This is a genomic window from Vibrio sp. LB10LO1 (assembly GCF_010092875.1).
In the GTDB taxonomy this organism is placed as follows: Bacteria; Pseudomonadota; Gammaproteobacteria; order Enterobacterales; family Vibrionaceae; genus Vibrio; species Vibrio campbellii.
Map to the genome: position 1 here is coordinate 1 of NZ_JAADJW010000066.1, position 7,355 is coordinate 7,355.

Annotated in this window: 4 protein-coding genes; 2 read left to right on the forward strand and 2 right to left on the reverse strand. The window is 48.2% G+C overall.

What is annotated here, in order from left to right:
* The first annotated feature begins 140 nt into the window (after positions 1-140).
* Positions 141-674: a tRNA adenosine(34) deaminase TadA gene (gene tadA / locus GXP65_RS24240; protein WP_050914342.1), complete on the forward strand. Its 534-nt coding sequence runs from the start codon at positions 141-143 to the stop codon at positions 672-674.
* Positions 675-754: 80 nt separating this feature from the next.
* Here the strand turns inward: tadA and GXP65_RS25450 are convergent, their stop codons facing one another.
* Both GXP65_RS25450 and mltF read right to left on the reverse strand, forming a co-directional pair.
* Positions 755-889 (reverse strand): hypothetical protein, encoded by a 135-nt coding sequence (locus GXP65_RS25450; protein WP_005424864.1) that lies wholly within the window; start codon positions 887-889, stop codon positions 755-757.
* Between the two features lie 287 nt (positions 890-1,176).
* The gene (gene mltF, locus GXP65_RS24245) at positions 1,177-2,781 is read right to left on the reverse strand and encodes a membrane-bound lytic murein transglycosylase MltF (RefSeq protein WP_162093910.1); all 1,605 of its coding nucleotides are present in this window, start codon (positions 2,779-2,781) and stop codon (positions 1,177-1,179) included.
* Between the two features lie 323 nt (positions 2,782-3,104).
* On the opposite strand from mltF, the gene purL reads away from it, so the two are divergent.
* Entirely contained in the window at positions 3,105-7,001 is a 3,897-nt protein-coding gene (purL, locus tag GXP65_RS24250; RefSeq protein ID WP_162093911.1) for a phosphoribosylformylglycinamidine synthase, read from the forward strand.
* Positions 7,002-7,355 lie beyond the last annotated feature (354 nt).

The following is a 7,355-nucleotide window of genomic DNA, read 5'->3' on the forward strand; positions in this document are numbered from 1 at the left end:
ATCCCGCATCCCGCATCCCGCATCCCGCATCCCGCATCCCGCATCCCGCATCCCGAATCCCGCATCCGCTTCCACTTCCTCTCTTTGAAGGTTAAAATCCACTTTCAATTACGACCTATCCCAAATACCGGAGCCTCCTTTTGTCAGATTCTCAGTTTTCCCCTCAAGACGAACTATTTATGCGCCGTGCGATGGAGCTTGCAGAGCAAGCAGAAGCAGAAGGGGAAGTGCCGGTTGGTGCTGTTTTAGTGAAAGACGGAGAGATCATTGCGGAAGGTTGGAACCGTTCTATTTGCGCTCATGATGCGACGGCGCATGCGGAGATCCAAACTTTGCGTAAAGCGGGTAAAGCTCTAGGAAACTATCGACTGCTTGATACCACTTTGTATGTCACGCTAGAGCCTTGCCCAATGTGTGCTGGGGCATTGTTACACAGCCGAGTGAAACGAGTCGTTTACGGTGCTCCTGACTTAAAAGCAGGCGCTGCAGGAACGGTATTAAACTTGTTTGAAAGCCAAGCAGCGTACCATTACGCAACAGTTGAAAATGGGCTGCTGGAAGAAGAATGCCGCTCTCAGTTGCAAGCGTTCTTTAAACGTCGCCGCAAAGAAATTAAAGCGAAGAAACAAGCGCAAAAGGCGTTGGAAAACGAGCAGGAAAATAAAGATAAGTAAGTGGAAAGGAGAATGAGTTTTTTCGGCTAGAAGTATTTTTAGCAAACACCTACCCAGGAGTAGATGTTTGCTTCAAGTTCTCAGTGATTCACTAGGTGAACGAAAACACGGTTACGTGCACTGACTTTCTTTTTCATACTCGTAAGCTTGCGCTTACGGCGGTTAGCAGCCACTGTCTTATTCAAACGTTTTGACTGCACTCTGCGCTTTCTCATAATCAGAACCTCTTGCAGACAACGAACACACTCTCCGACACTCGCATAGCAAAGCGTCTGACATATTATCAATCGATGACATTCTGATGAGGCACGCTTACGGATGAAGGTGGCATCAGTTCGAGGAGAGGTGACTAAAAGAACTTCTCTGCTATGCAAGCCTAATATTGGTATGGCACCAATGAGCATTACAAGCTAGATAAGCCCGAAAGACTGGATTCTAGATAACTTTATCTGTTGACTCAACAAAAAAATAGCGAGCTGAGGGCTCGCTATTTTCGAAGGTTTTATTCTGCTTTTGGCACTGATGTTTGCTCTGCTTCTTGAGGCGCATTTTCTTCAGGTGGTGGTGTTACTTCAACTGCCCCTGAAACCTGTTCAGCTAAGGTCTCCACAGCACCAGAAACTAACAGATTAGGATCGAGTGGCGGGATGACCTGAAGGTCTTCTGTATCCTCGTCGATAGCAGGCTTTTGGCTTACATGGCCAATGATCGATTGGTAGTAACGACGAATATTTTCAACGTAGTTACGCGCTTCATCACCACGAGCATAGCCATAACGAGTTTGGCTATAGAAGCGTTTTTGGCGTAATAGAGGTAGGCGCTCTTTTACATCTGCCCACGCATTTGGATCGCCACCTTGCGCTTTAGTCAGGCGTCGTGCATCCATCATGTGTCCGTAGCCTACGTTGTAAGACGCTAAAGCAAACCAAATCTTCTCATGCTCATTGATTGAGTCCGGTACACGAGCCACGATGCGGCGTAAGTATTCCACACCACCACGAACCGACTGTTCTGGGTCAAGACGATCCGTAACCCCAACACTCTTGGCGGTTGGCAGCGTCAACATCATCATACCGCGGACGCCTGTTGGTGATTTCGCTTTTGGTTTCCAGTGAGATTCCTGATAAGCCAATGCCGCAATCAAGCGCCAGTCGAACTCTTCACTGTACTTTTGGAACAGTGGTGACCATTTCGGCAGGGTGTTATCCAAAGCGCGAATAAAGGCACGCGTGTCTACGTAGTCGAAAGCTTCAATGTGACCGATGTATTTCTCTTCGAGTGTCGCGAGTTCACCAGACTGTTTAATGCTGCCAAAGAACTCGATCAGCATGGCATACAAGCTTTCATCTTCAGAACGACGAGTAAACCAAGAGACAGGCTGGTCTTCGGTGAGCTCAAAAGCTAAAGCTAAATCTGGGTATAGGCGCTGCGCCAAAGACAGTTCCACCGAGTCAGTTACTGTAAAACGCAACTCACCTGTTGATACGTGTTTTAAGAGGTCGCGAGTATCGGCATCGCCAATAATTTCGAATTGCAGCTCTGGGTGTTCTTTCTGTAGCGCGGTTAATGTCGGAACAAATTGTGACTGTTCAACAATTTGCAGCGTCTCTGCTCCTGCATTGCTGTCTTCGTTTCCGGCTTTCTCATCTTTTGATTCTTGATACTTGATGAGCTGGTCTACATCGCGAGGGCGAAGCTGGCCTTTTTTGTACACCACTTGCTGGCTCACATAGTAGTAAGCAGGCCCGGGACGGAAGCGTTGAACCGCTTGAGAGGTTTGGTTTAAACCGGTCGCGATAATATCAATATCGCCTTTTTTCAGAGCAGGGAATAACTCTGCTTGGCGGAAAGCGGGTCTGATCTCGAGCTTAACGCCGAGCTGTTCTGCAAATTTGCGCGCCAGTTCGTAATCCAAGCCAGCAGGACCATCAGGACCAATGTAGTAGGAGAGTTGGTTGTTTAGCGTGCCAACACGTAGGACACCACGCTCTTGGATTTGCTCGAATTCACTTTTGGGTTCCGACTCAATCTGACAGGCAGAGAGTAAAAGCACAGAGGCGAAAAGTAGGGCGCTGCGCTTGAGTCGGTTGAACTGACTTATTTGCATTAATTCGGTACGTCTCGATAAATTTCTAGTTGCCTTTATATCAAAGCGAGCTGGTGGGGCAAAGTGAATCAGACAGATAGAGTGCGACATTGTGTGATTTATCGACATTTTAGTCGTAATTCAAATTTGACGAAAAAAATGACGCAAACGGTTGCTTTTGGTGTTACATCACAAAAACAATTGCTATATAATGCGCTCGCAACGAAGAGGTGGCATCGGCATAGGTTTGAAAAACCTTCGGGAATAGCTTCGAAGAAAACAGTATAACCCACTGAATTTATTCCAATATCACCTTAATCACTTGCAATAAGAGACCTAAGCACATGAGAATTTTGCGTGGCTCCCCAGCTCTTTCTGAGTTTCGTGTTAATAAACTACTGGAACTTTGTCGTGAACAAGATCTGCCTGTCACTGGCATTTACGCTGAGTTCATGCACTTTGCGGATCTAAAGTCTGACCTTGATGCTCAAGAGTTGGAAAAACTGGAAAAATTGCTGACTTACGGTCCAACGATCGAAGAGCATGAGCCAGAAGGTCTTCTACTTCTTGTTACGCCTCGTCCGGGCACTATTTCGCCTTGGTCTTCTAAATCTACTGATATCGCCATCAACTGTGGTCTAGACAAAGTAAAACGTCTTGAGCGCGGCACGGCATACTACGTAGAGACATCGACGCCTCTTAACGATGCTCAAATTGCTGATGTAAAAGCACTCATCCATGATCGCATGATGGAAGTGACATTTACTGATTTTGATGCGGCAAACGCATTATTCCAAGCGGCAGAACCTGCGCCTGTAGCAGACGTTGACCTATTAAAAGGCGGCCGTGCTGCGCTTGAAAACGCAAACGTTACCCTAGGTCTTGCACTTGCAGATGATGAAATTGAATACCTTTACGATGCGTTCGTAAATAAGCTAGAACGCAACCCGACTGACATCGAACTAATGATGTTTGCACAAGCGAACTCAGAGCACTGTCGTCACAAGATCTTCAACGCAGACTGGACTATCGACGGCGTTAAGCAAGAGAAGTCTCTGTTCAAGATGATCAAGAACACATTCGAAACTACGCCTGAAAACGTACTGTCTGCATACAAAGATAACGCAGCGGTAATGGTAGGTTCTGATGTAGGTCGTTTCTTCCCGAACCCAGAAACTCGCCAGTACGGCTACAGCCAAGAGAAAGCGCACATCCTAATGAAGGTGGAAACGCACAACCACCCAACAGCTATCTCTCCTTGGCCGGGTGCTTCTACAGGTTCAGGCGGTGAAATCCGCGACGAAGGTGCGACTGGTATTGGTGGTAAGCCAAAAGCAGGTCTTGTTGGCTTCACTACGTCTAACCTACGTATTCCTGGTTTTGAACAGCCATGGGAAACAGATTTCGGTAAACCGGGTCGCATCGTTAACGCTCTAGACATCATGCTAGAAGGCCCACTTGGTGGCGCGGCGTTCAACAACGAATTTGGTCGTCCAAACCTACTTGGTTACTTCCGTACTTACGAAGAAAAAGTGAACTCTCACGCAGGTGAAGAGGTGCGTGGTTACCACAAGCCAATCATGATTGCTGGTGGTATGGGTAACATTCGTGACGAGCACGTTCAGAAGAAAGAGATCCCAGTAGGTGCGAGCCTAATCGTACTTGGTGGTCCTGCAATGAACATCGGTCTTGGCGGTGGTGCTGCTTCTTCAATGGCATCTGGTCAATCAGCAGAAGACCTAGACTTCGCTTCAGTACAGCGTGAAAACCCAGAAATGGAGCGTCGCTGTCAGGAAGTGATCGACCGTTGTTGGCAACTTGGTGATGCTAACCCAATCGCGTTCATCCACGATGTAGGTGCGGGCGGTATCTCTAACGCACTTCCTGAGCTTGTAGACGATGGCGAGCGTGGTGGTATCTTCCAACTGCGTGACGTACCAAACGACGAACCAGGCATGAGCCCACTTGAGATCTGGTGTAACGAATCTCAAGAGCGTTACGTAATGGCAGTTGCGCCAGAGAACATGGAAGTATTCGACGCAATCTGTAAGCGTGAGCGTGCACCATACGCAGTAGTGGGCATCGCAACAGAAGAGCGTGAACTGAAACTTGAAGATTCACACTTCGAGAACACGCCAATCGACATGCCAATGGATGTGCTTCTTGGTAAGACGCCTAAGATGCATCGTGATGCGAAAACGCTAAAAGCAAACAACCCTGCAGTTAACCGTGACGGTATCGAGCTAAACGAAGCAGCGGACCGCGTTCTACGTCTACCAACGGTTGCAGAGAAAACATTCCTTATCACTATCGGTGACCGCACAGTAACGGGTCTAGTTGCTCGTGACCAAATGGTTGGTCCTTGGCAGGTGCCTGTTGCTAACTGCGCAGTGACCGCAGCAAGCTACGACACTTACCACGGTGAAGCGATGTCGATGGGTGAGCGTACACCAGTTGCTCTACTAGATTTCGGTGCTTCTGCTCGTCTAGCGGTTGGTGAAGCAATCACAAACATTGCAGCGACAAACATCGGTGATATCAAACACATTAAACTGTCTGCAAACTGGATGTCTCCAGCTGGCCACCCGGGTGAAGACGCGGGTCTTTACGAAGCAGTGAAAGCGGTGGGTGAAGAGCTATGTCCAGCACTTGGCCTGACTATCCCTGTGGGTAAAGACTCAATGTCGATGAAGACCAAGTGGGAAGAGAACGGTGAGCAGAAAGAAGTAACGTCTCCGCTATCTCTAATCATCACTGCGTTTGCTCGTGTTGAAGATGTGCGTAAGACAATTACACCTCAGCTTCGCACTGACAAAGGTGACACCTCGCTAGTTCTTATCGACCTAGGTAACGGTCAAAACCGTCTAGGTGCAACAGCACTAGCACAGGTTTACAAACAGCTTGGTGACAAGCCAGCAGACGTAGACAACGCAGCACAACTGAAAGGTTTCTACGAGGGCGTTCAGACTCTTGTAGCGAATGACCAAGTAGTGGCTTACCACGATAAGGGTGACGGTGGTCTATTCGTTACTCTAGCTGAAATGGCATTCGCAGGTCACTGTGGCGTTAAAGCTGACATCGCTGACCTAGGTGATGATGCTCTAGCTGCACTATTCAACGAAGAACTAGGTGCGGTACTTCAGGTTAAGAACGAAGATTTAGACGCTGTACTTTCAACGCTAGCAGCAAACGGTCTTGAAGCATGTTCACACGTAATTGGTTCTGTAGAAGCTTCTGATGAGCTAGTGATTACTTCTGGTGAGACAGTAGTTCTTGAGCGTAACCGCACTGAACTACGTACTATCTGGGCTGAGACAACGCATAAGATGCAAGGTCTACGTGATAACCCAGCATGTGCTGACCAAGAGCACGAAGCGAAGAAAGACAATTCTGACCCAGGTCTGAACGTTAAGCTAAGCTTCGACGTAAACGAAGACATTGCAGCACCTTACATTGCGAAAGGCGCTAAACCTAAGATGGCAATTCTACGTGAGCAAGGTGTTAACTCTCATGTTGAGATGGCAGCGGCATTTGACCGTGCTGGTTTTGAAGCAACGGACATTCACATGAGCGACATCCTAACAGGTCAAGCGGTTCTAGAAGAATACCAAGGCCTAGTGGCGTGTGGTGGCTTCTCTTACGGTGACGTTCTAGGCGCTGGTGAAGGTTGGGCTAAGTCTATCCTGTTCAATGAACAAGCTCGTAACCAGTTTGAAGGCTTCTTTAAGCGTGAAGATACGTTCTCTCTAGGTGTGTGTAACGGCTGTCAGATGCTATCGAACCTGAAAGAGCTAATCCCAGGTGCAGACCTGTGGCCACGCTTTGTTCGTAACGAATCTGAGCGTTTTGAAGCTCGCTTTAGCCTAGTTGAAGTACAAAAGTCTGACTCTGTATTCTTCGACGGCATGGCTGGTTCGCGTATGCCAATCGCAGTATCTCACGGTGAAGGCCGCGTAGAAGTACGTGACGCAGACCACCTAGCGGCGATTGAAGCATCAGGTACGGTTGCCGTTCGTTACGTGGACAACCACGGTAACCCAACGCAGCAATACCCGAACAACCCGAACGGTTCGCCAAACGCAATCACAGGTCTAACGACTCAAGATGGCCGTGTGACTATCATGATGCCGCACCCTGAGCGTGTATTCCGCACAGTAGCGAACTCATGGTCTCCAGAAGGTTGGGGCGAGAATGGTGCTTGGATGCGCATGTTCCAAAATGCACGTAAGAACATCGGTTAATCACGACTTAGTCAACGGTTAACGAAAATAGTAAAGCGCTGGTTGAGAGACCGGCGCTTTCTTTATTTCAGATAATCGAGAATGGATCTCGTCCTATGGAACGCCTCGCTTCGAGATGCGAGAAAGAACAGCGGCGTCATTTCCTAGACTGACGAAGGAAGGAGTAGGAAATCTCTTTTGAACAATGAATAGGGAGAGATCCCCAACTCACTCGTGCCTTGTTCTTGAGGATGACGATTAAATTGCGTTGGACTCATAAGGTGTTGACAGTATTAATTCCTAAATAGACAAAATGAAATCGTCTCCCGTCTCCCGTCTCCCGTCTCCCGTCTCCCGTCTCCCGTCTCCCGTCTC

Coding starts and splice junctions, on each gene's coding strand:
- mltF (WP_162093910.1), bottom strand. CDS start 2,781: ATGCAAATAAGTCAGTTCAACCGACTCAAGCGCAGCGCCCTACTTTTC.
- purL (WP_162093911.1), top strand. CDS start 3,105: ATGAGAATTTTGCGTGGCTCCCCAGCTCTTTCTGAGTTTCGTGTTAAT.
- GXP65_RS25450 (WP_005424864.1), bottom strand. CDS start 889: ATGAGAAAGCGCAGAGTGCAGTCAAAACGTTTGAATAAGACAGTGGCT.